26 protein-coding genes are annotated in these 25,530 nt (G+C 46.7%); 15 read left to right on the top strand and 11 right to left on the bottom strand.

The genetic code is table 11. From position 1 onward, the window contains the following. The first annotated feature begins 166 nt into the window (after positions 1-166). Together GWC94_RS16470 and GWC94_RS16465 are read left to right on the top strand one after the other, a co-directional pair. On the top strand, positions 167-814 hold the full coding sequence (locus tag GWC94_RS16470; protein WP_161836489.1) for a response regulator transcription factor: 648 nt from the start codon (positions 167-169) through the stop codon (positions 812-814). 267 nt (positions 815-1,081) lie between these two features. Continuing rightward, positions 1,082-1,780 (top strand): uracil-DNA glycosylase family protein, encoded by a 699-nt coding sequence (locus GWC94_RS16465; RefSeq protein WP_161836487.1) that lies wholly within the window; start codon positions 1,082-1,084, stop codon positions 1,778-1,780. 56 nt (positions 1,781-1,836) lie between these two features. On the opposite strand, the gene GWC94_RS16460 is transcribed toward GWC94_RS16465, so the two are convergent. Then, entirely contained in the window at positions 1,837-2,337 is a 501-nt protein-coding gene (locus GWC94_RS16460; RefSeq protein ID WP_161836485.1) for a hypothetical protein, read from the bottom strand. 84 nt (positions 2,338-2,421) lie between these two features. On the opposite strand from GWC94_RS16460, the gene GWC94_RS16455 reads away from it, so the two are divergent. After that, positions 2,422-3,195: an SDR family oxidoreductase gene (locus GWC94_RS16455; protein ID WP_161836483.1), complete on the top strand. Its 774-nt coding sequence runs from the start codon at positions 2,422-2,424 to the stop codon at positions 3,193-3,195. 82 nt (positions 3,196-3,277) lie between these two features. Here the strand turns inward: GWC94_RS16455 and GWC94_RS16450 are convergent, their stop codons facing one another. Together GWC94_RS16450 and GWC94_RS16445 are read right to left on the bottom strand one after the other, a co-directional pair. Further along, positions 3,278-3,556, bottom strand: a complete 279-nt coding sequence (locus GWC94_RS16450; RefSeq protein ID WP_161836481.1) for a hypothetical protein — start codon at positions 3,554-3,556, stop codon at positions 3,278-3,280. A gap of 165 nt (positions 3,557-3,721) precedes the next feature. Continuing rightward, positions 3,722-4,240 carry a hypothetical protein gene (locus GWC94_RS16445; RefSeq protein WP_161836479.1) on the bottom strand — a complete coding sequence of 173 codons (519 nt, stop codon included), beginning with the start codon at positions 4,238-4,240 and terminating at the stop codon, positions 3,722-3,724. Positions 4,241-4,358: 118 nt separating this feature from the next. Here GWC94_RS16445 and GWC94_RS16440 point away from each other — a divergent pair, with 118 nt between their 5' ends. Next, positions 4,359-5,273 (top strand): sugar phosphate isomerase/epimerase family protein, encoded by a 915-nt coding sequence (locus tag GWC94_RS16440; RefSeq protein WP_161836477.1) that lies wholly within the window; start codon positions 4,359-4,361, stop codon positions 5,271-5,273. Positions 5,274-5,293: 20 nt separating this feature from the next. After that, complete coding sequence (locus GWC94_RS16435) at positions 5,294-5,740, top strand: DUF1569 domain-containing protein (protein ID WP_161836475.1); 447 nt, start codon at positions 5,294-5,296, stop codon at positions 5,738-5,740. Between the two features lie 12 nt (positions 5,741-5,752). Here GWC94_RS16435 and GWC94_RS16430 read toward each other — a convergent pair whose 3' ends face one another. Beyond that, positions 5,753-6,211, bottom strand: a complete 459-nt coding sequence (locus tag GWC94_RS16430; protein ID WP_161836472.1) for a hypothetical protein — start codon at positions 6,209-6,211, stop codon at positions 5,753-5,755. A 309-nt stretch (positions 6,212-6,520) separates the two neighbouring features. On the opposite strand from GWC94_RS16430, the gene trxA reads away from it, so the two are divergent. Next, on the top strand, positions 6,521-6,817 hold the full coding sequence (gene trxA / locus GWC94_RS16425) for a thioredoxin (protein WP_161836470.1): 297 nt from the start codon (positions 6,521-6,523) through the stop codon (positions 6,815-6,817). Between the two features lie 21 nt (positions 6,818-6,838). On the opposite strand, the gene GWC94_RS16420 is transcribed toward trxA, so the two are convergent. After that, a complete protein-coding gene (locus GWC94_RS16420; RefSeq protein WP_161836468.1) occupies positions 6,839-7,531 on the bottom strand; it encodes a Crp/Fnr family transcriptional regulator in 693 nt (230 codons plus the stop codon). A 128-nt stretch (positions 7,532-7,659) separates the two neighbouring features. Here GWC94_RS16420 and GWC94_RS16415 point away from each other — a divergent pair, with 128 nt between their 5' ends. Next, a complete protein-coding gene (locus tag GWC94_RS16415; RefSeq protein WP_161836466.1) occupies positions 7,660-8,529 on the top strand; it encodes an alpha/beta hydrolase in 870 nt (289 codons plus the stop codon). Positions 8,530-8,594: 65 nt separating this feature from the next. Here the strand turns inward: GWC94_RS16415 and GWC94_RS16410 are convergent, their stop codons facing one another. Next, entirely contained in the window at positions 8,595-8,894 is a 300-nt protein-coding gene (locus tag GWC94_RS16410; protein ID WP_161836464.1) for a hypothetical protein, read from the bottom strand. 273 nt (positions 8,895-9,167) lie between these two features. On the opposite strand from GWC94_RS16410, the gene GWC94_RS16405 reads away from it, so the two are divergent. The 3 genes from GWC94_RS16405 (at position 9,168) to GWC94_RS16395 (ending at position 11,628) form a co-directional block, all read left to right on the top strand. Then, complete coding sequence (locus GWC94_RS16405) at positions 9,168-9,398, top strand: hypothetical protein (RefSeq protein ID WP_161836462.1); 231 nt, start codon at positions 9,168-9,170, stop codon at positions 9,396-9,398. 106 nt (positions 9,399-9,504) lie between these two features. Beyond that, positions 9,505-10,431 (top strand): 3-keto-disaccharide hydrolase, encoded by a 927-nt coding sequence (locus GWC94_RS16400; RefSeq protein ID WP_235918602.1) that lies wholly within the window; start codon positions 9,505-9,507, stop codon positions 10,429-10,431. Between the two features lie 150 nt (positions 10,432-10,581). Continuing rightward, the gene (locus GWC94_RS16395; RefSeq protein ID WP_161836458.1) at positions 10,582-11,628 is read left to right on the top strand and encodes a nucleoid-associated protein; all 1,047 of its coding nucleotides are present in this window, start codon (positions 10,582-10,584) and stop codon (positions 11,626-11,628) included. Between the two features lie 245 nt (positions 11,629-11,873). Here the strand turns inward: GWC94_RS16395 and GWC94_RS16390 are convergent, their stop codons facing one another. Together GWC94_RS16390 and GWC94_RS16385 are read right to left on the bottom strand one after the other, a co-directional pair. Next, positions 11,874-13,034, bottom strand: a complete 1,161-nt coding sequence (locus GWC94_RS16390) for a chromate transporter (RefSeq protein ID WP_161836456.1) — start codon at positions 13,032-13,034, stop codon at positions 11,874-11,876. A 65-nt stretch (positions 13,035-13,099) separates the two neighbouring features. Next, entirely contained in the window at positions 13,100-13,936 is an 837-nt protein-coding gene (locus GWC94_RS16385; RefSeq protein ID WP_161836454.1) for a chromate resistance protein ChrB domain-containing protein, read from the bottom strand. A gap of 324 nt (positions 13,937-14,260) precedes the next feature. Between GWC94_RS16385 and GWC94_RS16380 the strand changes: the two genes are divergently transcribed. Further along, complete coding sequence (locus GWC94_RS16380; RefSeq protein WP_202628866.1) at positions 14,261-15,478, top strand: site-specific integrase; 1,218 nt, start codon at positions 14,261-14,263, stop codon at positions 15,476-15,478. A gap of 69 nt (positions 15,479-15,547) precedes the next feature. Here the strand turns inward: GWC94_RS16380 and GWC94_RS16375 are convergent, their stop codons facing one another. The 3 genes from GWC94_RS16375 to GWC94_RS16365 are packed head-to-tail and all read right to left on the bottom strand — an operon-like array spanning position 15,548 to position 16,830. After that, positions 15,548-15,946 carry a protein-export chaperone SecB gene (locus GWC94_RS16375; RefSeq protein WP_161836452.1) on the bottom strand — a complete coding sequence of 133 codons (399 nt, stop codon included), beginning with the start codon at positions 15,944-15,946 and terminating at the stop codon, positions 15,548-15,550. Between the two features lie 3 nt (positions 15,947-15,949). Beyond that, a complete protein-coding gene (locus tag GWC94_RS16370; RefSeq protein ID WP_161836450.1) occupies positions 15,950-16,432 on the bottom strand; it encodes a hypothetical protein in 483 nt (160 codons plus the stop codon). Continuing rightward, positions 16,429-16,830, bottom strand: a complete 402-nt coding sequence (locus GWC94_RS16365) for a HEPN domain-containing protein (protein WP_161836448.1) — start codon at positions 16,828-16,830, stop codon at positions 16,429-16,431. The genes GWC94_RS16370 and GWC94_RS16365 overlap by 4 nt, the downstream gene beginning before the upstream one ends. Positions 16,831-17,177: 347 nt before the next feature. On the opposite strand from GWC94_RS16365, the gene GWC94_RS16360 reads away from it, so the two are divergent. From GWC94_RS16360 to GWC94_RS16345, 4 genes are all read left to right on the top strand, one after another. After that, a complete protein-coding gene (locus GWC94_RS16360; protein WP_161836446.1) occupies positions 17,178-20,144 on the top strand; it encodes a TrlF family AAA-like ATPase in 2,967 nt (988 codons plus the stop codon). Between the two features lie 658 nt (positions 20,145-20,802). Further along, entirely contained in the window at positions 20,803-22,338 is a 1,536-nt protein-coding gene (gene istA, locus GWC94_RS16355) for an IS21 family transposase (RefSeq protein WP_202628864.1), read from the top strand. 32 nt (positions 22,339-22,370) lie between these two features. Next, positions 22,371-23,138, top strand: a complete 768-nt coding sequence (gene istB, locus GWC94_RS16350) for an IS21-like element helper ATPase IstB (protein ID WP_161836442.1) — start codon at positions 22,371-22,373, stop codon at positions 23,136-23,138. Positions 23,139-23,496: 358 nt separating this feature from the next. Further along, positions 23,497-25,419: a PIN domain-containing protein gene (locus GWC94_RS16345; RefSeq protein WP_161836440.1), complete on the top strand. Its 1,923-nt coding sequence runs from the start codon at positions 23,497-23,499 to the stop codon at positions 25,417-25,419. Positions 25,420-25,530: the final 111 nt, after the last annotated feature.

The raw sequence follows: 25,530 nt of genomic DNA, 5'->3' as shown, positions 1-25,530 counted from the left end.
GCCTCGCGGATATATAGCAGCCCCCTTTTTCAAAACACCGTGTTTTCACCCTTGTGCAGATAGAAAGCATCCGGTAGCTTTCGGAAAATACCGGTTATACCCGCGTAACGGCAGCCCCTGGTTGCGGCAAAACGGAACCGTATATCTGACACGTAAAAATGCTTTTATGGAAAAACGTAACATCAGGATCCTGATAGCGGATGACCATAGTGTTTTCCGCACGGGATTGAAACAACTTCTTTCGCAGCAGAAAAATATCGATGTGGTGGGAGAAGCGGGCAATGGCCTGGAACTGGTACGGCGCACCGCCGAACTTTCTCCCGATATCATCATCACCGATATCGGCATGCCCGTTATGGACGGTATTACGGCCACGCGCGAGCTGACACGGCGCAAACAGGCCGGGCGGGTGATCGTTATGTCGGCACATGGCCGGGAAGAACCCATTCTGCAGATGCTCGAAGCAGGTGCGCTGGGATACGTGCTGAAAAGCGCCGACCAGGAGGAGATCTCCGAAGCCATTGCCACGGTATTCCAGTACAAACCGTATTTCTGCCGCGAGATCACCGAAAAACTCACCGAGATCGTTTCGCGCAATTACCAGTCCACCACCAAACTGGCCATTCATTTTTCGGAGCGGGAAAAATCCATCATCAGACTGATCTGCCGCGAATGCACCAGCAAAGAGATCGCGCATACCATGAACCTGAGCAAACGCACCGTGGAAGGACACCGCACCCGCATCATGGACAAGATCGGCGCCAAGAGCATCGCGGGTATCATCACTTATGCGGTGGAGAAAGGGATGAATTGAATATCGAGCAATAGAACAATTGAACAGGGGATATCGATCGGAGAAAAATATATCGATATTCGCTATTCCTTGCCTGCCTTCGGCAGACAGGTTCCATTGTTCTAATTGTTATATTGCTCGATATTCCCACCGGCTGCTGTATTTTTACTCAGGATATCAACCCGGTTCTTCTCCGATCGATATTCGATATTCCTCGCCTGCCTGTCGGCAGACAGGTTCTATTGTTCTAAATTCCTTGCTCCTTGTTCAATTGTTCTATTGTTCACCATGACTGAAACATTCGCCGACAGGGTTATTACATTCAACAATACCATCCGGTTTACCGGGGAATTGCCAAAAGGCATCCGTATCATGAACCCTTTCCGGGAGAATAAGGGCATCCGGGAGATCGCTGCGGGTTTTTACAAAAAATACTACGACGATAACCGGCCCAGGCACCTGGTACTCGGTATCAACCCCGGCCGGTTTGGCGGCGGACTGACAGGCATCCCTTTCACCGACCCAAAAAGACTGGTGGAAAAATGCGGTCTCGCTTACCCCGGACCGATGGCCCATGAGCCCTCTTCGGTATTTATCTATGAAATGATCGACGCCTTCGGCGGACCTGATGCATTTTACGGAAAGATCTATATCAATTCGGTGTGTCCGCTTGGTTTTACCTCGGAAAGACCCGGCGGAAAAGAGGTGAATTACAATTATTACGACAGCGGGGAACTGACGGTATCCGTATACGGTTTCATCAACACCAGCATCCGAAGGCAGATCCGCCTGGGTGTGGAAACCGATACCGTATTCTGTTTTGGCACAGGCAAAAATGAAAAATTCCTGCGCGTGCTTAACGGAGAGAAAAAATATTTCAAAAAGATCGTCGCACTCGAACACCCGCGGTTTATCATGCAGTACCGGTCAAAGCAGAAAGACTTCTACATCGCCAAATACCTGGAAGCGTTCGGATCGGTGGGCTAACAGCCGTTTGCCGCAGGGCATCTGCCATTCGGCAAACGGCTGTTAGCTGGGCCGGATTATTTTTTATCGTATGCCGCCTTGGTCGTTACCTCGCCCTGCGGTGTATTGAGTGTGCCGGTCAGACTGAATGTTTTACCGTCTGCGGCGATGGCCCAGGTTTCCGTGCCTTTCCATTCGAATGCATTGCCGTTAAAATCGCCGGAAATAACATAGCTGAGTGTAAAACTCTGTCCGTCTGCCGCCCATTTGAGCGTTGATTTTTTCTTGATGGAGGCGTTGATGGCCACTTCGCTTTCTTTTCCTTCTGTCAGCGTTTCCTTGGTGGTTACCTCCTGACCGCCCATTCCAGCCCGGGTGCGTGTAACCGTCAGAATACCTTCTTTCTGCTCGATGCTGATCTTGCTGTCGGCCATGCGACCGCCGAACTGGCCCAGCTCGCTCTTACTTTCGTTGAGCGACCAGGTACCGGAGAAATCGGCCTGTGCAATACGGAAGGAGAACAATACGGCAGACAAGGCAATAAGCGCTGCCAGCGCCCTGGTTTTTCTGGTAAGCATACTTGTTTTTTTCTAAAACTAATTAATAAGCGCTGAATACAGGATGTATTATTTTTGCGATTGCCGACTCACGACTCAACGCCCATGAACCTCCACCTCAATAACCAGCTATTCATTGTTTGCGGCGCCAGCTCCGGATTTGGGAAAGCCATCGCGGAAGCATTGATCTCCGAAGAAGCATCTGTCATAGCCGTGGCAAGAAGAACCGACAAACTGGAAACGCTGGCATCGCTGGCCCCGGAACGCGTAACCATCGTTGCGGGAGATATCACGGACGAAGAAACCCGGCAGAAAACAATAGCCGCCATCGGCGGCCGGCAATTGCACGGTGCGCTGATCAATGCCGGCGGACCGCCGGCGAAGACGGTGATGGAGACCACCGCCGAGGATTGGGACAATGCCTACAGAACCCTTCTCCGGTGGAAAGTGGCTTTTACCCAGGCGCTGGTGCCGCTGATGCAGCCATACGGCTACGGACGCCTGCTGTTTATCGAAAGCGCTTCTGTAAAACAACCGCTCGAAAACCTGGTATTGAGTAATTCGCTGCGGGTGGCAGTGGTGGGTATGGTCAAAACCCTGTCGCAGGAAATTGCCCGAACCGGTATCACCGCCAATGTGATCGGCCCCGGCTCGCACAATACGCCGGCCATAGACCGCATCTACCATAAAAAAAGTGAACAGACAGGCCTGCCGTTCGAACAGATAAAAACAGCGGCGGTAAACCAAATACCCGTTGGTGCATTGGGTGAGGCGGATGATTTTGCCAGCCTGGCGCTCTGGCTCCTTAGCCCTGCAAGCAGGTATATTACGGGGCAGACCATAACGGTGGATGGCGGGGTGGTAAGAGGGACGCTTTAAAAAATACATTGCCAGAACTGTTGCCGTACGACGCACTCCCGGCGGACAGTCATAAACAATAGACCGGGCGTTTATTCCGGACTCAGTCCCCGTTCTGGGATATGTTCTTTAAACTCAGCTGGTAACGGGTATTCAGCGAAACCACATAGTTATTGGAGGAGATAAGATCGCGGATAACGGGGTCATCCTGCATGGCCACCGCCAGTTCCGGGGCCATGGGAAGATTGCTGATCACATTGGCAACTTTGCCATTGGTAAATTCAATAGAGAACTTGTAGCCGGCCTTGCGCGCGCTTCCGGCCCGTTCAAAATCTATCCGGTTTAAATCGAGGACCTGGTCGCCCTGCGCGGTACGTTTCATCAATATTCTGATAACCGGTATGTACTTAGTCCATATCTGCGTGTAGATAGCCATCCTGTTAAGTATGATCCCTTGTGGGTTTAATAAAGTTCGGGAATTATGCGCAATTATCGCGCCGGTGTTTTACACAAACCATTGCCGGCCGGCTCCGGCACGGTGTACCGCTCATTTCTTTTTGCGGAAAAGACCTGAAATCCCCGTGCTTGCCGGTTTCCGGCGCAGGGGTTCCAGCTCGCGGTAGAAATCGTATTGCAGATCCTCGTGCAGGGTTTGCACGGCGGCCTCGGCTTTTTTGAACTGCTGTTGGTACAGGTTCGCCAGTACCGGGCTATGGCTGAAATCGAGCCCCGATGCGTTCAGTTTCTGGCAATAGTGGGTAAGCAGGCTGGCTTCCACCTGCCTGGAGCCCGTATACCGGATGTATTTATTGACCATCCGCAATACCTTACGCAGCGTTTTTTTGGCAAGGTAAGCACCCTGGGGAAGCGAGGAAAACCCCTCATCGGTCAGCGCTTTCACACCGGCGATATAAGCTTCTTCGTCCTGCGCTTCCAACAAAAGATAGGTCAGCAGTTCTTTGTTCTCCTTCTTAAACCTGGCCAGACGAAGACAAAGCTCCAGTAACCTCGCCTGCGAAACGGACTGCAGCTCCTGCTTCAGTTCATGAATGGTAGCGGTTCTCATGGCTGCAAGGTAAGTCAATCGTGCGCGCAGGGGAAACAGCCGTGCAGGCACCGTTCACCTTAAGCCCCGCACACCACTCATCTTTTATGAGTATATTCATTCCATAAAACGAATTGCCATGCCAACATCCAGAAGATCTTTTCTTCGCAAAACATCCGTACTGATCGCCGGAAGCGGTCTGCTTTCCCGGCAGGTTTTTGCCGCCGCCGCAAAAGAACATATCACCGGCATACAGTTATACTCTGTCCGCGATGATATGCGCAAAGACCCCCTGGCCACATTGAAAGCGCTTTCGGATATGGGTTACCGGTATGTGGAACATGCCAATTATGTGAACCGGAAATTCTACGGTTATACCGCCGCCGACTTCAAAAAAGTACTGGCCGATAACGGGCTCAAAATGCCCAGCGGACATACCGTTATGGGAAGGGACCACTGGGACGCCACCAAAAAAGAATTCAGCGATTCCTGGAAATATACCGTGGAAGATGCGGCAGCCGTGGGTCAGGAACTGGTGATCAGTCCCTGGCTGGATGAGAACCTGCGCAAGAACTACGATGATATGAAACGGTATATGGAGGTATTCAACAAAAGCGGCGAACTGTGCCGGAAATCAGGAATGCGTTTTGGCTACCATAACCACAATTTTGAATTCACGCAGAAACTGAACGACACACTGGTATACGATATCATCCTTGAAAGCACCGACCCCAGCCTGGTAACGCAGCAGCTGGATATCGGCAACCTGTACAGCACCGGTGCAAACGCACTCGAGATCGTAAAAAAACATCCGGGGCGTTTTGTATCGCTGCATGTAAAAGACGAAACAAAATCAGCGCAAAGCAAAGAGATCGGATCGGGGTACGAAAGCACGGTACTGGGCACGGGCGTGGCCAATACCAAAGCCATCACCGACGAAGCCAGGAAACTCGGTACCACACATTTTATCATCGAACAGGAATCTTACCAGGGCAAAGCGCCGATAGATGCAGTGAGCGAAGACCTGAAGGTAATGAAGAGCTGGGGGTACTGACCGGGTAACAGCACTGTTATATGAAAAGCGTTTTTGATACCGCCGTTAAGGAAGAGCTGGTAACAAGGATACAATCCCTTTCCGACCAGAATACCGCGGGTTGGGGAAAGATGAATGTATTCCAGATGACCAGGCACTGCACGTTGTGCGAAGACATGTTCCTGGGGCATATCACCATACAACGTGTCTTTATCGGGCGGCTGATCGGTCCCATGTTCCTGAAAAAGGCATTGAAGTCCGATCAGCCGTTCGGAAAAAACTCGCCCACAAGTCCTGTGCTGAAGACCACGCACGAAACAGGCGACACAGAACAGCAGAAAAAAGAATGGATAAACCGCATCGACCAGTATGCGTGTTTTGATAACCCGGGATACATACACCCTTTTTTCGGACCTATGACAAAAGAACAGATCGGCCAGTTTGCCTATAAGCATGCCGATCACCACCTGCGGCAGTTCGGCGCCTGATGCACTGCGGTCTTATTGGTCCGCAGCACCCGGGTCATATACCACACCCGGAAGCAGCAGGAATTTTTTTATCTCCGCCGCTTCTTTTTTATCGAGGCTGTTGGCCAGGTATTTGGATTGCAGAAACAATACTCTTTTATGCTGCGGGTACCTGGCAAGGATGGCATCGATCATCCTGCCGGTTGTTTCATCTTTTTCATACACCGGTGTCTTCACCACGGGCTCCACGGGTTTATACCGGGTCGGCATTTTCAGTATGATGGCTTCCAGTGTGCCCAGCCAATTCTGGGGAATGATTTTCGACTGCAGCGCTCTCTGGTGTAAGCCCTGCAATTGTTTTTTGCTGAGGCTTCCCCGCTCTTCATACTGGTGCATCAGGCTCATAACGAACAGGGCATCGGGATTGTGCCGGTACAATGCATCCAGTGTTTTTCCGACGATGTCGATCCCGGGTTTTTTCTGGTAGGCCATCCGTTAAAATTACGGTGCATTTTATAGCGGAACCACTACAATTCCCCAAATAGTGGCGTGGTTTCCTCAAATTGGGAAACCGGCGCTGCCCCAGACACCGGATGACCATGGCACTAGCTGGCACGGTATTGGACTTGGTAAAGACATAATAGAATGGTGATTCTCTCTTCACAATCCGCCGAACTTTCTTAACGGAATACTTCGGGGAAAACGTAAAGGGATAAGCATTCTAACAAAAGGTGTACTCCTCCGGGAATACACCTTTCTTTTTTTCGATCGTTTATTTTTGCAGGATAAAATACGATGGCCATGAATGCTTTTCAGGAACTGATCTCATCGGGCAAACCGGTACTGGTAGATTTCACTGCCACCTGGTGCGGCCCCTGTAAAATGATGGCGCCGGTGCTGGAACAGGTAAAACGTACGCTGGGCGAGAAGATCACCATCATCAAGATCGATATCGATAAAAGCCCGCAAACGGCGAGCTCGTTCCAGATCCAGGGCGTGCCCACGCTGCTGCTGTTCAAGGGGGGAAACCTGCAATGGCGGCAGAGCGGGGTCATGGATGCGCCGCAGCTTACCGGTATACTGAACCGGTACCTGTGAGGTTTGCAATACGATGTTAATTCAGTTCGCCACTTTTCTCCTGGTACCGAGTGCGTTTACATAGGTCTCGTCCACGCCAAGATAACCCGCCAGATGCCGTACCGGCACCCGTTCGATCAGGTTCGGGCAATGTGCTTCCAGGTAACGATAGCTGTCTGCGGCGCGTTTGTAGCGCAGGGCTTTGAGCTGCCGGATCGCTTTTACATAATACGCTTCCGTCAGTCGCCGGCCATAATAATTGAATTCGGGAAATGCGGCGTATACATTTTCCAGCGCATCATACGAAATGCTTACGGTTGTGGTGGGCTCTATGGCCCTGATGTATTCATCGGAAGCCTCGCGGCCAAAAAAACTTTCTACCGAAATAGCCAGATCACCTTCCATCAGGAACCAGTTGCAGATCTCCTTGCCCTGCATTTCCAGCGGCAGCGGCATGGGCGGCTCGCAATAGATCTGCACCAGGCCATCGGCAATAAAGATCATACGGTCGCATACCTCCCCGTTACGTAACAGGTACTCATGCGCATCATACTGCTGTATCTCAAAAAATGCGGAAAGATAGGTTTCGAGCGGGCGGGAGAGAGGGCTGATCTCATGCAGCAGTTGCAGGGCGCGCTGTACCGGAACGGGCGTTTTGATCATGGTATTGGATTTCCCCATATGTCCCGAAAACTGTGCCAAACAGGGCACCCAGTATTTTTTGGGTGATTTCACGGCAGGCCCGTTGAAAAAAACTTTGCGTAATTCCCGTCGTAAAAGCGTTGCACTGCTGTAGTTTTTTTATATTGTGTCATGATGACGCAATAAGCTCATCCTGATAATCACCAGCCAAACACAGCACTATGAAAAAAACAGGTATCCTGCTCGTTCTTTTCTGTCTTGCATCCGGCGTTTTTGCCTCGGTCGTTGACTCCGTCAGCATACCCAGCAAAGCGATGCAGAAAACTTACCAGGCCGCCGTTGTGCTGCCCGATTCATACAAGGGCAACAACAGGGCTTACCCCGTTTTATACCTCTTACATGGCGGCGGCGGTCATTTTCGCGACTGGCTTACGCTTACACCCGATAAACAACTGGTGAAGAAACTGGCAGACCAGTATAACCTGATCATCGTAATGCCCGAAGGAGAAACTTTCAGCTGGTACCTCAACAGTCCGCTCGACAAAAACAGCCAGTTCGAGAGTTATATCACCGAAGATGTGATACAGAAGATCGATAACAGCTACCGCACCATCCGCTCCGGCAAGGGAAGGGTTATTACGGGCTTATCGATGGGCGGACATGGCGCGCTCTACCTCTCTGCCCGGCATCCCGATCTTTTCTGTGCCGCCGGCAGTATGAGCGGCGCGGTTGATATGAAAACGGAGAACTGGCGCATCACACCCGAATTCCTCAGCAATGTAAACAGCCGTTTTGAAAAGCTGCTTGGCCGCGATACCAGCAGCACCAATTACTATTTCCAGAACTCCGTGGTTAACCTTGCCGATAAAATGAAGCAGAATGGGCTGCCCCTGATCATCGAATGCGGCGTAGACGATTTTCTGATAGAACCCAACCGCGAGCTGCACCGCAGACTCGTCTATAACAAAACGCCGCACGACTACACGGAACGTCCCGGTGCGCATACCTGGCCTTACTGGGAAAATGCGCTTCCTTATCATGTTGCTTTTTTTCACAGGATATTACTGTCGCTTGGTTCGGCAGTGTCTTAGGTTCTATACCATGCATAAAAAAGTCCCGCCTGCGCGGGACTTTTCTGTTATACAACCCCTGTAATTTACATACCGTTCCCGTTGTCCTGTTTCTTCTCCGGTTTAACCGCGTATTCTTCCATCGGAAGGTTGGCATGTTTTATCTGCAACACATAACCCTTTCCTTTCTGCACAATACGGATGTCTTTGTCCTGGTTGATCGCCATATTCGAATCAAGTGCTATCACCCGTTCGTTGCCGCTGAGCGCTTCGGAAGAAGCGGAAGCATGCGGAAGTAAGATTTCTTTCTCTTTTGGCAGTCCCCGGGTAAGTGAAACCGAAATCGCTGCAACAAGCAGCAGGGCCATGATAAGTACGCGTTTCATCGTTTGCATATGCGTATGCGATTGATACATTGTTCAGGAATTAGGAAGCCGAAACCGTGTAGACGATTTACTACACAAAGCTGCTAAATTTACCAGGTAAATCCAACCGTATTTTTCCCGTATTTTAACCGGCTTAACCCCTGATTTTGATTAAATTATGCTTAAAACACCGTGTAACTATTCTTATTTCTTCTTAGCTGATTGATAATCAATAATTTCTTGTATTTCCGGCCTTGGCACAAAATTTTTTGAACAGCAGGCAAAGAATTACCGATGAGAAAAAACACCGATGCAGCCAGTTCCCCGGATTTTGCCCTGTTCCTGCTGGGTATAGAACAGAAATACAAAGTTCCGCTGAATGAGGTACTGGATGCCGTAACCCGCTTTGGCATCAGTAGGGGAAAGATCCAGGGTTATTTTGAAGTGCAGTCGTACCTGAAGAAAAAAGGATTGACCACCCAGCAAGTAAACGATGGTATGGTGCACAGGTGGTTTCCTGCCTGAGTTGCTTTTACTCGGCCCGATATATAGAGGACTGCCTGTGGCTGTCCTTTTTTATTGCCCTTCGGTTTCAGATAATGGATAGATTTGTTTCTGTAAATCGATGCACATGAAAAAAATATTGCTTGCCGGCTGCTCCCTGTTTTTTACCCTTATGCTGAACGCACAGCGCGATCTCTCTCCTGTGGAAGGAAGATGGGATATCACGGTTCAGAAAGAGGGAAAGGAATTACCGTCCTGGCTGGAGATCTCGCATTCGGGAAACAGCACCCTGGTAGGTCGTTTTGTCTATGCATTTGGCAGTGCACGCCCGGTATCGCATATCAAATCTGCAGGCGGTAAATACCGTTTTTCCATTCCCGTTCAGTGGGAGCCCGCGGGGCAGGATATGGAATTCGAATTCACACATACCGGCGACAGGCTGAACGGCACCCTGGTTTTCAGCGACGGAAAACAATATGAATGGACCGCCGAACGCGCGCCCTCTCTCCGCAGAAAAGGAGAGCCGGTATGGGGAACACCGGTTATCCTGTTTAACGGTAAAAACCTGGCGGGCTGGCATGCAGCCGGACCCAATAACCAGTGGCTGGCCGAGAAAGGCATTTTGCGCAGTCCCAAATCGGGATCCAACCTGGTATCTGACCGAACTTTCACCGATTTCAAATTGCATATCGAGTTCCGCTATCCGAAGGGAAGCAACAGCGGCGTTTACCTGCGCGGCCGTTACGAAGTGCAGGTAGAAGACAGCAAGGGCGAGGAACCGCTGGTAGACCGCTTCAGCGCCATCTATGGTTTTCTGGCGCCGAATGAAATGACCGCCAAAAGTCCCGGTGAGTGGCAGTCTTACGATATTACCCTGGTAGGCCGCCTGGTTACCGTTGTAGCCAACGGAAAAAAAGTGATCTGCGAACAGGTCATACCCGGCATCACCGGCGGTGCGCTTAACAGCAGGGAAGGCGAGCCCGGTCCCATCCTGATACAGGGCGATCATGGCGCCGTGGAATACAGGAATATTGTGATCACACCGGTGAAATAGCCTGTGAGGGAAGAGGTATGGCTAAATGGTTGCATTGTTGCATGGCTATCCAGCCATTGAACAGTTGACCAGTATCTCAATTCAACCATTTAGCCATACAACAATCATCCTTCAATCAACCTTTTCTTATTTTCGGGCTTTATAAAAATTATGTCCGATCATAGCCGCGCTGCATTGCAGCAACTAGCTGTTCATTATACAGGTAATAAAACCAACGGGGAATCATTGGTATTGTCAAATGAGGCGATAGAGCTGCCCGATGTTACATCACGGGAGTTATTGCTCGGGTTCTGCCTGGATTCTTTTAAGTCGGCGCCCTATTGTTCATTTACCTCCACCACCGGCGACAGGGAACTCAATCCCCTGTTCCAGTTTGCAAAAGCGATCTTCGGCAACCGCGACAGTTTTTTTGAGAACAGCCGGAAGATCGCCACACACCTGTACGAGGTTTCTGTGCACCCGCAGATCAAACCGGGTGATCTGTTTATCACCTATCTCTCCTCGCTGGAAATAGACGGCATCGTTACCGATGCAATCGGTATTTACAAATCGGAGAACCGGCAGCCCTTCCTGAAAGTGGCAGCCGCCAGCGGCAGGTTCGAGCTGAAGTTCGACGATGGTATCAGCCTGGAGAAAGTAGACAAGGGCTGCCTGATCTTCAACACCGATGAACAGAAAGGATACAAGATCATGTCGATCGACAAGGTCAGCAAAACCGGCAGCGCGCAGTACTGGAACGATCTTTTCCTGATGCTGAAACCAGCCGATACGGGTTTCAACCATACCAGCGAGATCATGTCGATCACCAGGGACTTTATTACCAAAGCCTATCCCAAAGAATTTGAGGTTTCCAGAACCGACCAGATCGATCTGCTGAACCGTTCCGTTTCCTATTTCAGGACGCACGATACCTATGAGAAAAAGAGTTTTGAGGAAGAAGTGCTGCACCACCCGGAAATGATCGAATCTTTCCGCAATTTCAACGACCAGCACAGTGTAAAAAACGAAATGGATATCGCCGATAATTTCTCCATCTCCTCACAGGCCGTGAACAAACAGGCGCGGATATTCAAAAGCGTGCTGAAGCTGGACCGGAATTTCCATATCTATATCCATGGCGACCGCAACCTGATCGAAAAAGGCGAGGACAGCGGCGGAAGAAAATACTATAAGATCTATTACGAGGAAGAGTCCTGATTTTTTTGGATGGACACAATATGAGGCTTCCTTATCCGTCTGATCCGGAAAATCAATTCCATGTTACTATTACTGACCTGGTTGTTCAGGTCTCTCCGGAAAAAGTTCGGGGTTACCGCGTTCCCGGATGAGTTTATATTATGAGGTGGTACGTTATAATAGTGTCAACTCCGTGCCTCTGCGGTAAATGGTATTTTGTGGCTTTGGTCACTAACTAAGACAACATCGGTATCCAATTACAAGAGCTAGTACACTAATTGTTTAATTAGGATTCCAAGTATCGCTGCGACAAGAATAATCCATGGCTCTTTTATTTTTTTAAACCGAAGCAAGACCAGGATAGTTGCAAATGCCACAGTCATTGAAATCACATCAGTTAATTGCCGCTTTGCAAGTATGACTACAGCCCCCGCAATCGCACCGGTGGCAGCGGCAGTGATGCCATCTACCCATAACTTGACCATACGGTTTTTGCCGTATTTTTTGAAATACGGGGCCGGAAGTATTGTGAACAGGTAACATGGGATAAATGTTGCGAGCGCCGCCACGCAGGCACCCGGAAAACCTGCAATTAAGAAACCAATAAACCCAACGGTAATAACTACTGGCCCGGGAGTAATCATAGCCACTGCCACTGCATCTAAGAACTGTTGATCGTTTAACCAGGCATGTTCTTTAACAACACCGCCATACAGGAACGGAACAATGGCCAAGCCGCTACCGAAAACAAAGGTTCCGGCTTTTAAGAAAAACCACGCTATCCTTTGCAATGTGGTAGCATCGGCAGTTGTCGTAGTAATCTGCAAAAGCACAGGAATGTAGAGCATGTGAGCCGACAAGCGTACGAGCGAACGGGATCGGTACAACCAGTAAATAAGGCCCCCGGAAAGGATTAGCCATATATGTTCTTCCTCAAACCATACGGTAGCAACTGCATTAACGATAAATATGAACCACAAAAGACGATCCTTGCCCAAACTCTTTTTGCTAAGCCGGAATCCTCCAATTGCAATAATGCCTATCACCGCAGCGCCGATACCAAAAAAAACCGCCTGTATCCCCGGTAAGCCTCCGTATTGTATGTAGATAACGGCAAGCACCATCACTATTAAGAACGATGGCAGCACGAAAGCAATACCAGTTAATGTTGCTCCCACGATTCGATAGTGAATATAACCGATATAGATCGCAAGTTGCGCAGCAAGCGGACCCGGTGCCAGTTGGGACAGTGCAAGTCCTTCACGATATTCATCTTCCGATATCCATTTCTTTTCTTCCACCAAATCGCGGTGCATGTATCCGACAAGAGCTACAGGACCGCCAAATCCGGTCGTACCCAGTTTTAGAAAGTAAATAATGAGATTCCTAAGGCTATATGCTCTCTCCTTGTACAATTGTTGTCCCATCGAGCAGCAATGCTACCATGAAAATTATTCGTGAAATAGAACAGAATTTACTCTTAGTCTAAAGTTTACTTTTTCACTACTTTTTTACGATATGCAGAAGGATTTTGACCTGTAATTTTCTTAAATACTCTTGTAAAATGGCTCTGATCTGAAAAACCAGTCAAGTACGCGATCTTTGTCAGCGGGAAAGCGGTTTGCACCAAGTAGCCGATAGCTTTTTCAATTCTCTGCATTCGTATGTATTCACCGAAAGAAAGGTTATCAAAATATTTACTGAACTCACGGGATAAATATGCAGGGTTAATATCTAGCCCTTTTGATACTTCTTTGAGCGTAATACTTGCGTCTACCTGATCTTGTATAAGTTCACGTAATTCTTTTACCCATGGCGGTTGCTTTCCGGTTTTCTTTTTTTGCTTCAGAAACCTGTCGTACACATCAATTAACAACTGTTCCCCTGGTTGTTGAATATGCTTTTCTCGGTAATGGTGCTTTGCCCAACTATACAGTGCATCGTAGATACGCATGCCTATATCCAAAAGTTCATAATCGTTCGTGAAATTATGAGCCAGACCTGCGGATACAGCCCAAAGCCCTGATGCTTGCGCTGCAATATCATGTCTATCGGTGTCCGCGCCTCTAACAATAGCAGCGATCACATCTAATGCTGGATCTTTCAGTTTGTGTCTTTTAAGAAAAAAATCAAATGTGCACTTGTCGTCATAGTGTGTATATTCCACTCCTGCAATATCGAAAGGTGTAGCCTTTAGTTTTTTTGCGGTGCGTAATACTTCTTCAGACGGAACATATAGTATTTCAGCATCGGAATCTATAAAGCGCCTAATAAGCCATGGGCAAGCGATACGGTCTATTTTTGGACGTTCCCGAGTAATCCATTTCATCCCAGCAAATTAATCATCCTAAGTTCTTGGTCAAGGTGTTATGGAAATAAAAATGTTGTACCTATGTTGTACCTAACGAAAAAGGCTTCCAAGCAAATCGCTTGAAAGCCTTATCTGTTTGTGGTGTGGGCCGGGATCGAACCGGCGACACAAGGATTTTCAGTCCTCTCTGTCGCGGTTGAATGCGGTTCAATACGGCTCTATCGCATTGATACTGAAAGTATTTTTGACGCATAAGATCATAAATAAACGTTTAATACCTTTTCCAACTCGACCAATACTCGACCATGTTCGTAACTTTATAATCACCGAAAAACAGTGATTATGGGAGTGAAAATCGTATTGCGGAAACGTGTAAACGGCGACGGTACCAGGCCGCTCATCTTGCAGGTATGCAAGGACAAACAAACGTCAACCATCCATTTGGGGTATGCACTGCATGAGAAATACTGGGATGCGAAGAAACAGGAAGTGCGCAGCTCCTATCCCAATTCAGTACGGATGAACAAACTGCTCTTCAAGAAAAAAATGGAGGTGCTGAGCGGCGCGCTCGATGTGGAATCGGAGCATGGTGAGGCGACCTCGCGGGCGATCATAAAGAAGGTCAAGCCGAGCAAAGGAGCTGATTTCATGGCTCAGGCTGAGGCGTATCTTGAACGGCTGAAACAGGCGGGAAAGTACAATCAGTACACCGCTGACAAACCGCGCGTAAAGCATTTCCGTGATTTCAGGAATAATGTGCAGACACCGTTCTCAGAAGTGACGGTATCTCTGCTCGAAGATTTCAAAGTGTATCTGGGCAATTTGGAACGGCCGCTGAGCGAGCGGTCAATAGTCAACCATTTGGTTGTGATCCGGTCAGTGTTCGGCCAAGCAATCAAAGAAGGTGTCGCTGATCGGCGGCATTACCCTTTCGGCGCGGATAAAATAAGGATAAAGTTCCCCGAGGTCAACAAAATCGGGTTGACGATAGAAGAAGTGCAGCGGCTTCAATCAGCAATATTTCCAGTCGGATCGTTTCAGGAACATTCACGCAATCTGTGGCTATTTTCATTCTATGCTGCGGGTATGCGCGCGTCCGACGTACTACGGCTAAAGTGGAATGATATCAAAAACGGCAGGCTGTATTACGTTATGGGCAAAAATAACAAGAGCGGATCGGTAATGCTTTCAGAAAAAGCACAGGCGATCCTTGATCTCTACAGGCAAAAACCTCAACGGCTCAGCGACTTCGTTTTCCCGGATTTGAAAGTGCTTGACAATGAAAGCGACAAATTCATCGTGCAGCGGCGCATTGCCTTCACGGTGAGCAGGATTGACAAGTTTCTGCAAGCACATGTTGCTCCTGCGGCAAAAGTTGAGAAGCGCTTAACGATGCACATAGCCCGGCGTACGTTTGGTAACATTTCAGGAGATCGTATTCCTATCCAAATGCTGCAAAAATTGTATCGCCATTCCTCTATTACTACGACGCTTGGATATCAGTCGAACTTTATCAGCAAGGATACGGATGATGCGTTGGCCGCGGTAGTGACATTCTAAAACACTCAGGTATTCTGTAGTTGTTCTCGGTGTTGCTTTGCGCTATCCTGTCAAAAAACGGAATTGATATTATATTTTAAAATTCACCGTAGGCAAAAGAATTACTCCGACGGCTGCTTTGGCGCAGAGGTTGTGTACGTGCTCCCGGATGAAAGGATAAATTATCGCCGGAGCATTAATTTTTCTAAAGTTTTCTTCCGAAACGACAGGTTCGCCAATCTTTTCAAATGACCCGACCATGTTTGTAGAAGCAGCAAACACATTGGTTTCACCTTGAACACCTTTTATGTCAAAGGACAATGAGACAGCAAATTTCTTAAATTCATCCGTTTCTGTCGCTTGTGAGGAATGGGAAAATTGGAGTTCAATCGGCTGATTAAAGTCAATGATCGATTCTCGTTCAAAGGAGGAGGAAAGCAGAATCATACTTTCAATGCGATATGAGCCAACGGGTTTTTCTTGATCCATATATTAGGCAGCCATTAAGAATTCATCGTTTATATCATCACAAGGCAAATCTTGCGTTGCGGATTCATTAGTTGCCATGTATGAGTTAGCCTGATTTATAAATCGAGAACCAGATGCCGTGTTTTCAACAACAGCCATCGTAGTGAAGAATGATGCCTCAAATTCACTTACCAACAATGGTTTGAAGAACTGCAGTAATACTTCTGCTTCGGTATTCGCATTAAATTCCAACTTGTATGTCCCAAGTGCTAAGATTGAATCGTCCGATATGAAAACAATGTCATCATCTGGAAACAGGTTCAAAAATTCCAATGATTTGGGAACCCAGGCAGCTGTAAGAGCATCGTTTTCAAAAGCCGATTGAGGCGTTATCTCAACGACATGACACTCATTATCTAAAGAATAGCCGTACTTGAATGTTACCTTGCGATACTTATTGGCTAATTCGGCTAGCATCTCTCCTATAAATTGAGCCGCATCCATCATTTAAAATGTTTTAACAAAGTCCGTATAATACTCTCCGCATTTCGTATAGAGTCGTTTGCTTGATCGACGGTAATAGTCTCCTCGGTGTAATCGGCGGATTTACGCAATGCTTTGAATTCCCGGCTCACCCGCTGAAACCATCTGTAATCACTTATATCCTTCCCTGCAATTTCTGTTCCCAGACGCTTAAATGCCAGCACATGGGAACCTTTTTTCTCATAAAATGCTTCTGCGTTCAGTTCTTCTTTTGAAATACGTATTTTTTCAAAAAGCACATATAAGCCGTACTGGAACGTTGCATAATATGATCTATTGACCGATGAGTGGTATAAATGTTGGGTAATAAGAGCCTGCGCTGCTAAAAGATTCTGCTTGGCCTTTTCTTGAAATGAGATCATACTTTCGACGACACAATAAAAGAAAAAAATCAACACTTGTGAACAAATTTTTTTAAATGCCGAGATGATGGCTGACTATCAGCATATTACAAGTGGCCGAAATACCGTTCATTGAAAAAATACTACTTCGATGCTCATTAGCAAACTTAGCAAATTCAAGTAAAATACTAATTTTTTGTGCAACGGGGAGACGTTCGTTCTAATTATGTTTTGTTCATAGGTTAGCAATTAAACAGTATTTTGTGCTTATCCCCCCTTGGCGTTCAATAGATCGCATCCCACATTATTATTTATTGACTTTACAGAATATACTGTAAGACACTATATATCCCGATTAACACCTCTTTATGTCAACTCCAAACAACAAAGGCTCCCAATGGCGTATATGGGATTTGCACGTTCATTCTCCCGCAACCTATGGCGGCAGCTATCAAGCATTCATCGACAATGCGAAAGCGTCCAAAGCTGATGTAATCGGCATAAATGACTATTGCAGCCTCAAGGGATACGAGGAAATCCAGAAACTTGGGGGAATACCGGACAAAACGGTGTTCCCTGTCGTCGAGTTCAGGATGCACAATATTGTCGCAAACAGGAAGAACGCGGACCCGACAAAGTCGGGCGTTAAGATAAACTTCCATATCATCTTTGACAATGATCCGGCGTTATTTCAAAAAATAAGCACGTGGCTGAACTCATTGGAATGCTATGACGAGAAGGCCGCGACCATTCATTTGGCAACCACCAGCGATGTTATGAAGGTTTCCTTTGATTTTGAAAAGGTGCTTGAAAGCCTCAAAAAGCATGACCTGCATGGAAGTCATGCGGTGGTATGGCTGCCGTATGATGAATACGGTGGCATTGACGACATCGATCCGAATGACAACTTCTTCAAACTCGCGCTGATTAACAAATCGGACGTCATGGGATCATCAACGCAAAATCAAATTGCGTTCTTTAAGTGGGAAGATGAAAAATTTACTGCGGTGCAGTATGAATCGTGGTTCGACAAACCCAAGCCTTGCATTAAAGGGTCGGATGCGCACAAGATCGATTATGCATTTGGACATCTCATGGACGCACAGTCGATGCCGACTGATCGGTTCTGTTGGATAAATGCTGACTTGTCTTTTGCCGGACTAAGGCAGATCATTAATGAACCCGATAGGGTATTTATCGGCGATGAGCCGGACTTGCTAAAACGCATAAACAGCAACAAGACAAAGTTCATCAAGTCTCTGTCAATCAAGAAAGTTGAGGGAGCAGCAGTTGAAGACGTCTGGTTCGACAATTTCTCCGTTGATTTTAACGGGGGCCTGGTCGCGATCATTGGAAACAAGGGCGGCGGCAAAAGTGCGATCACCGACGTTATCGGCTTATGCGGCAACACGCATCAGGACCCTTCCAACTTCTCCTTTTTGCAAAAGGACAAATTCAGGAAGCAAAAGCCATCGAATCTCTCAGAGAAATTCGAGGCGACCATGACGTGGGCCGACGACACTCAGATATCAAGACGATTGAGCGACAACCCCGATAGGACTTCGGTGGAACGGGTGAAATACATACCACAGAATTTCCTGGAGCGGCTGTGCACGGACGTAGAGAGCGATGCGTTTGAGAAGGAACTGAAACAGATTATTTATTCTCACACTCCTGTGGCGCAGCGCCTCGGGAAAATGTCTTTGGATGAGTTGATAACCTACAAATCCAGCCTCATCGCGGAAGAGATACAGAAAATTCAAAACGAGCTAAGCAGGTTAAACATTGAGATTGTGCTCCTGGAAAGAAAAGACCGGCCGGATTATCGAAGTTCCATCGACAGTCAGCTAAACCTGAAGAAGGACGAATTGACGGCACACATCGGCATAAAGCCGGTGGAACCGGCTGTCGCCGTCCAAGATGAGGCGACAAAGGCTCTGATCGAAAACCTGGGAGTATTGCGAGGAAAAATAACAAATATAGAAGAAGAGATCAAAGTGCTCAATGGCCGAAAAGGGACGTTGTCCATTTCTCAGGAGGAATTGAACCGCACGCTCCAGTATTACACGAATTTGGACGGCGATTTGAAGAAGGTCAGCGACACTAATGGTGAGTTTCCGAAAATTCTCGTCAAAAACGACATCCATCCTGCCGATGTTTTTTCCTATAAGATCGACACGTCTAAAATTGTTGCTGCAATCAGGGAAGTCGGAACTGAAATTGCCGGCATCAATGATTCGATTAACCCCGCCATTGACGGCAGCAAGGCGCAACAATTGGCAAAGCTAAACGAGCAACTGAAAACCGATCAGGAGGTCCTTGATAAGCCAGCCAAAGAGCAACAGAAGTATCTCGATGCAATCAAGGAATGGCAGGCGAAAAAGGACGGTATCGAAGGTTCTGACACAAAAGAAGGATCAGTGAAATTTCTGGAGGCGCAACTCCTATACCTGACCAATACGCTAAGCGGCGTCTTAACAGCCAAATACCAGGAACGCAGGGGGCTAACCGGACAACTGTACTCCAAAAAAGTTTCCTTGGTGGAGGTACGCAAGCAGCTCTTTCAACCCGTCACGCAGTTCATCAGCGATTTCAAGGAATTGAAAAAACGGTATGATGTCAAAATAGATGTGGCGCTGGAACTCCGCGCATTCGAGGACAATTTCCTCAATTCGATCAATCAGGGCCGGATTGGCTCATTCGCTGGAAAAGACGAGGGGTACAAACGCCTTAACGACATCATTGAGAAGACTCATTTTGAAACAAGTGATGGATTTATCGCATTCACCGAGGAATTGATAGACAATCTCAAGGCTGACAAGCGTACCCCCGAGAACGCAAGCATAGACCCTGAATCAGTGCTTAAAAAGGGAGTGGAGTTAAACACGTTGTACGACTACATCTTTAACGCTGAATACTTGCAGCCGGTGTATAACCTTAAGCTCGGAGACAAAACGCTCCAAGAGCTGTCTCCCGGTGAACGTGGCGCATTGCTTCTAATCTTCTATCTGATCCTAGACAATGAGGACATTCCGCTTGTGATTGATCAGCCGGAAGAGAACCTCGATAATGAAAGCGTGTATCACATTTTGGTTCACTTCATCAAGAAGGTGAAGGAAAAGCGACAGATCATATTGGTGACGCATAATCCTAATCTTGCGGTCGTCTGTGATGCGGACCAGGTCATTAACATGCAGATCGAGAAAGAAAACAAGAATACCGTCAAATGCACTTCGGGCAGCATAGAAAATGAGTCGATAAACAAGGCAATCATCAATATTTTGGAAGGCACGATGCCTGCGTTCAAGAATCGAGATTCAAAGTATATACGATAGCAATCAAGTAGCGGCAGAGAGATGCGGAAGTGTACGGAGGGGTTCATGAGTTAGTAATTCAAACAACACACTTTTCCTCTTACGATCATAGAGACTTCACTATACGCCGGACGACCAAAGGCAAAAGGAAACGGAATAAATAACGGCCCGGTGCGCAGGATTTGTGTTTATGCCGTAGTCTTTTGCCTGCCCGAGGGCGGCGCATATCTTCGCGGAATGATCGTGGAGGAATCCCAGAAATATATTCCTAAGTAAAAAAGACCCGAGATACGGGTCTTCACTGGTTAGAGCGCGATTCTGGTTATCGCGACGCTGTCGTCGGTGTGCGCATACCAGCACATGTCGAAGCAGCAGCGGAACGTGATGCCCTCGATGACAAATGACTGCGTCATATAGGCAAATACAAATCCCTGTTCAAGTAGCGATTCTCTGTCTATTGTCCTGTGCGCGTCGATGTCCTGCTGGAAAAACCGCTCAAATTGACCCCCAAATACCAGGGTAAACTGACCCCCTTCGGCCAGAGCAATGTGACCCCCTGTCACCATTTCAAATTGACCCCCTAAAAGCCAGTATAAGGATTAGTTGTTTTTGTAGGAAAAAAAGATGAGGTTCTTGGTTCACCAAGCCCATTTTTTTCATGTCTAACAAAACAATTGAGATGTTTACAATACGCCAGATTCTTCGACTGTATGCTTCAGGGAAGGGCACCAAATTCATTAGTCAATCAACGGGTATAGCCCGTAATACGGTAAAAAAGTACCTGTATCGATATGTGCTATCAGAAAAGACGATAGAGCAGATTGAATCGATGAGTGATGCTGAGATGTCACGCTTGTTTTTGATTAAGGAGCCCATTGTCGTTGTCAATAAGCGCTTATCTGACCTGGAATCCCTACTGCCCTCACTGGCGTCCATGCTAAAAAAACGGGGTGTCACAAAGGGCATGGTATATGAACATTACAAACTTCAACACCCGGATGGATATATGAGTTCTTCATTTTTGGAGAAGCTCAATGGGTTTATGCAGGTAGGTAAGCCATCGATGAAGATGACGCACAAAGCTGGCGATAAAATGTTTGTTGATTTTACCGGCCAAAAATTACAACTGGTTGATAAGGTTACTGGTGAGATTAGCGAGTTGGAAGTTTTTGTGGCTATACTGGGATGCAGCCAGTTAACCTTTGTCATGGCTGTTCACTCGCAATGCAAAGAGGATTTTATATTGGGTTGTGAGCGTGCACTTCATTTTTTTGGCGGCGTACCGCAGGCTATTGTTCCGGATAATTTAAAGTCTGCAGTCACCAAAGCCAGCAAATATGAGGCCCAGCTTAATGATAGTTTTGCAGCCTTTGCGGAGCATTATCAAACTTTTGGCTTCCCTACACGCACGTATAAACCCAAAGACAAAGCACTGGTAGAAGGTGCTGTTAAGATCATCTATACCACTATCTTCTCTAAGATTGATCAAAACGTGTATCACGAGCTCGATCAGATCAACAAAGATATCCTGATTCATTTAGAAGCACATAATAACGCAAATCTTACCGGCGAGAGCTATAGCAGGATGCGGCAGTTTATTGAACTGGAGAAGCAACTATTGCAACCACTAAATCCTTACCTGTTCGAACCCATGACCACCCAGTTATCTACAGTGAACAAATACGGACACGTATTGCTGAGCGTGGATAAGCGTTATTACAGTGTGCCCTATAAGCTAATCGGGAAACGGTTGAAAATCAAGTACACTACTACCAGGCTGGAAATATATGATGGCAACGAAGTAGTAGCGGCCCATGACCGTTTTTTAGGCAAGGGGTTAAAGTATATCACTGTACAGGATCACCTGGCAAGCCAACATAAATATTTAGCGGAATGGAACCCACAAAAGTTTATGGCCACAGCCAGTTCCATTGGCGAAGCGGTGGCGCAGTATATAGCCAGGATACTGGCCAGGGAACTCTACCCGGAGCAAAGTTATAAATCCTGTTCCGGGGTACTAAGCTTTGCCAAAAGGGTGGGTAATGCCAGACTCATTAATGCGTGTGAAAGAGCCGACAGCTTTGGTATATACAACTACGGCATCATCGACCAGATCCTTCGTTCAAAGGCTGACACCATCCCCTTCGAAGATGAGATACCCAATCCTGAAATGCCCTCACACGAAAACATACGTGGACAGGATTACTACGAATAAATCATTGATCATTTAAACAACAAACAAAAACCATGAACAAAGAAACGGTAAAGAAAATGGGCGATATGCGCCTATACGGAATGCAGACCGCATTTAAAACCTTTGTAGAGCTGCCGCCACCGGTAAGCTTCACTAATGATGAAATGGCCCAGTATTTAGTTCAGAGTGAATGGGATGACCGCAAACACCGCTCATTACAACGAAACATTAAAACAGCTAAGTTCCGTTATGTGGCAGATGCCGAAGGAATGGATTATGACCACAAAAGAGAACTCGACAAAAACCAGATCGACCGTTTGTTCACCTGTGAGTTTATTAAGAAAGGGCAGGATGTTTTTATCACCGGAAGCACCGGAACAGGTAAGAGTTATCTGGCTTCTGCTATTGGGCACCAGGCTTGTTTGCTGGGCTGCAAGGTCTATTATGCCAATACCGCTAAACTAATGTCTGTCTTAAAACTGGCAAAAGCAGATGGCTCACAGTTAAGAGAATTAGCCAGGATAGAAAAGCAGGACCTGCTAATACTGGATGACTTTGGTATACAGGCCTTCGATGCCGCCGGCAGAGCCCTGTTGATGGATATCGTTGAAGACCGCCACGGCAAGCGCTCCACCATCATTGCCTCCCAGGTTCCGGTAAAAAACTGGTACGATGTGATCGGGGAACAAACCGTGGCAGATGCCATCCTTGACCGGCTGGTTCATCAGTCTGTCCGGATAGAACTAAAAGGCGAATCACTGCGCAAAAACAGGAAAGAAATCAATGCAGACCAAACCGATAAAAATATTAAATCAAAATAGGCAGATAAAATCCTACGTTTGAAAAGAAAAAGCAATTAGTTCTTTACCATTTTTAGGCCCTGAATCATCAATTTTTAATGCCTTGTTCGCAGGGGGTCACATTGCTCTGGTGGATGGGGGTCAGTTTGTCTGGTATTTACACCAATATTCAAATTCTTGTCATGCACATTCTTGTCAGCGACAAGTTCATTCCGGCACATAGAGCATCTATTGCCTGATCTGGCCCAAAGCGTCTTTCTTGTTTTATTTGTAATCGCCATAGTTTTGTCAGTTAGCCGAAATTAGAACTTGTTCTTAAAAGATCGCGACTTGTAAATATTAAGACTTTTCATTATTTTATCCGCCTAATATCGCTGTGATGGATAATAAAATCGTCGCGTATAGCTTATTGGCCTTTATAAACAACCAAGGCAAGCAAAGCTCAAGTTTTGAAAATATTTTTATTCCGCTTGTGAAGCGAACGCTTTCAAAAATGTGTGCTGCTGGCAAGCATGACGGCGATGATATTTCCATTATCAAGCAACGCTTTGAAGAATTGTATTCTTTGAATATGCCGGTTTCTGTTTTGAAGAAACTGCTTGTCAAGATAGCCAAAGAACTAAATAAAGAAGACAAAACCGTCTTGACCATTTATGGCGATAATTCCTTTGTGATAGGCGAGTTCATTTTTGCGGATTATGAAGAAGAAATTGAAAAGCGCAATGCTCAACTGGACAAGCTGCATTCTTATTACGAAAGCTTTTTACAGACAGAAAATATTGACCCCAAAGGCCGCTCCGTTTTCTCTTTTGTTGAAAAATATAAATCTTCTCTCGGGAAATACATCGGTCAATCAGCACAGACTGATATTTCAGACGATACGCTGGAAGCCAGGTTTGTGAATTTTATAAAACCCATTGAAGGCGCTTACGATCTTCTGCGATCAATTTATATCGGCTCGATTATTACGACTTATCTGGAATACGAGCCAACCAATATTAAGCGTGACGTTGAGCTTGTTCTTGATACCAACTTCATAATAAGCCTGCTCGACTTAAATACTGCCAGCTCAAAAGATAGCTGTCGAAGACTATTGGATATATCAGGAAAATTGGGATACCGGTTTTCTGTTTTGTCTATCACGATACAAGAAATTGATCAGTTGCTGAAAACGCGCGTCGATAATTTTGATATCGCTTTCCTGTCGCGGCTTATTGACCCGGAAGACATTTATAACGCCTGTGAGCGCAGAAACCTGAATAAGACGGATCTGGATCGCATCCGTCGTAATGTTCAAACAGATATTGAAGCCTTTGGCGTTATCGTTGTTCCGCATACTGAAAAGTATCAAAACAAGGCAAAAAATAGTTCAGACTATGAGAAGCTAAAAGGGGTCAGAAATTCCCCTTTTGCAGCGCTTCATGACGCGACTTGCATCGAGTACGTGAAGGAAAAACGCGGAAAGCCGATTTATCAGTTCGATAAGGTGAATTGCTGGTTCCTGAACAATTCAAGTTCGCGCCAATCGTCTTTCTCGCAAGGCATACAGCCTTATTCGATAAAAGCTGAAGATTTATTAAATCTTCTTTGGCTGACGTCGCCGATGGTCAAAACTGAAATCACCACTTCCGAGCTTGCCACTATCGGATTGACGCGGCTGGTTTCAACGACACTGGATAATGCCCTGCCACCTGCCGCGACGATAAGAGAATTGGACGCGAACATTCATAAATATGCCAAGGATAATATCTCTGACGAGGATGTCGTATGGGTGGCGCGTGGCATCGCAGAAAAAACTTTGACAAATATCGATAGCCTGAATGAGCTTGCTGAAAACAATTCACCGGAATTCGTGTCTTCATTACAGGGAATAGCAAATGAACAAAAGCAAAAGGGACAGGAATTGCAAAATCTACTCAATGATTTGGTCAATGACGTAACGACGGTGCGAAATCAGTTAAAAGAAGATGTGCAAAAGATACAATCGGAAAGGTTGCAATTTGCCTCGGATATCGAAGCCCAAAAAGGGAAATATTCCGAAGCGGTAGAAGCAAATTCCATAGTCGTTGAGAGAAACAAGAAACTTGCGAAAGAGAATTTGAAATTGAAGAACAATGCTATTGCAGAAGAAAGACGCAAGTTCATTTATAAGCAAATCTTGTATTGGAGATTGCGCGTGTTTTTGTGGATGCTGATCGGGCCAGCAATTCTTATAGGTATTATACTTTATATCAATCACCAGAACGCGGGTAATTGGGAGCTTAGCCGCAATTTCTTTACTGATTTGGAGAGTGTAAAATAAACTGTGTCAGGAGTTAAGTAATTAACTTTAAAACACAGAAAATGGAAAACAACAATCCTGGAAGCCTCGATTATGAGGCAATGAAGCAAAAGCTCAAAGAGCAGTTCCGGA

Origin of the sequence: Sediminibacterium soli (assembly GCF_009939225.1) — a bacterium.
Lineage (GTDB): Bacteria > Bacteroidota > Bacteroidia > Chitinophagales > Chitinophagaceae > Sediminibacterium > Sediminibacterium soli.
This window is presented reverse-complemented; position numbering and strand designations above follow the sequence as displayed.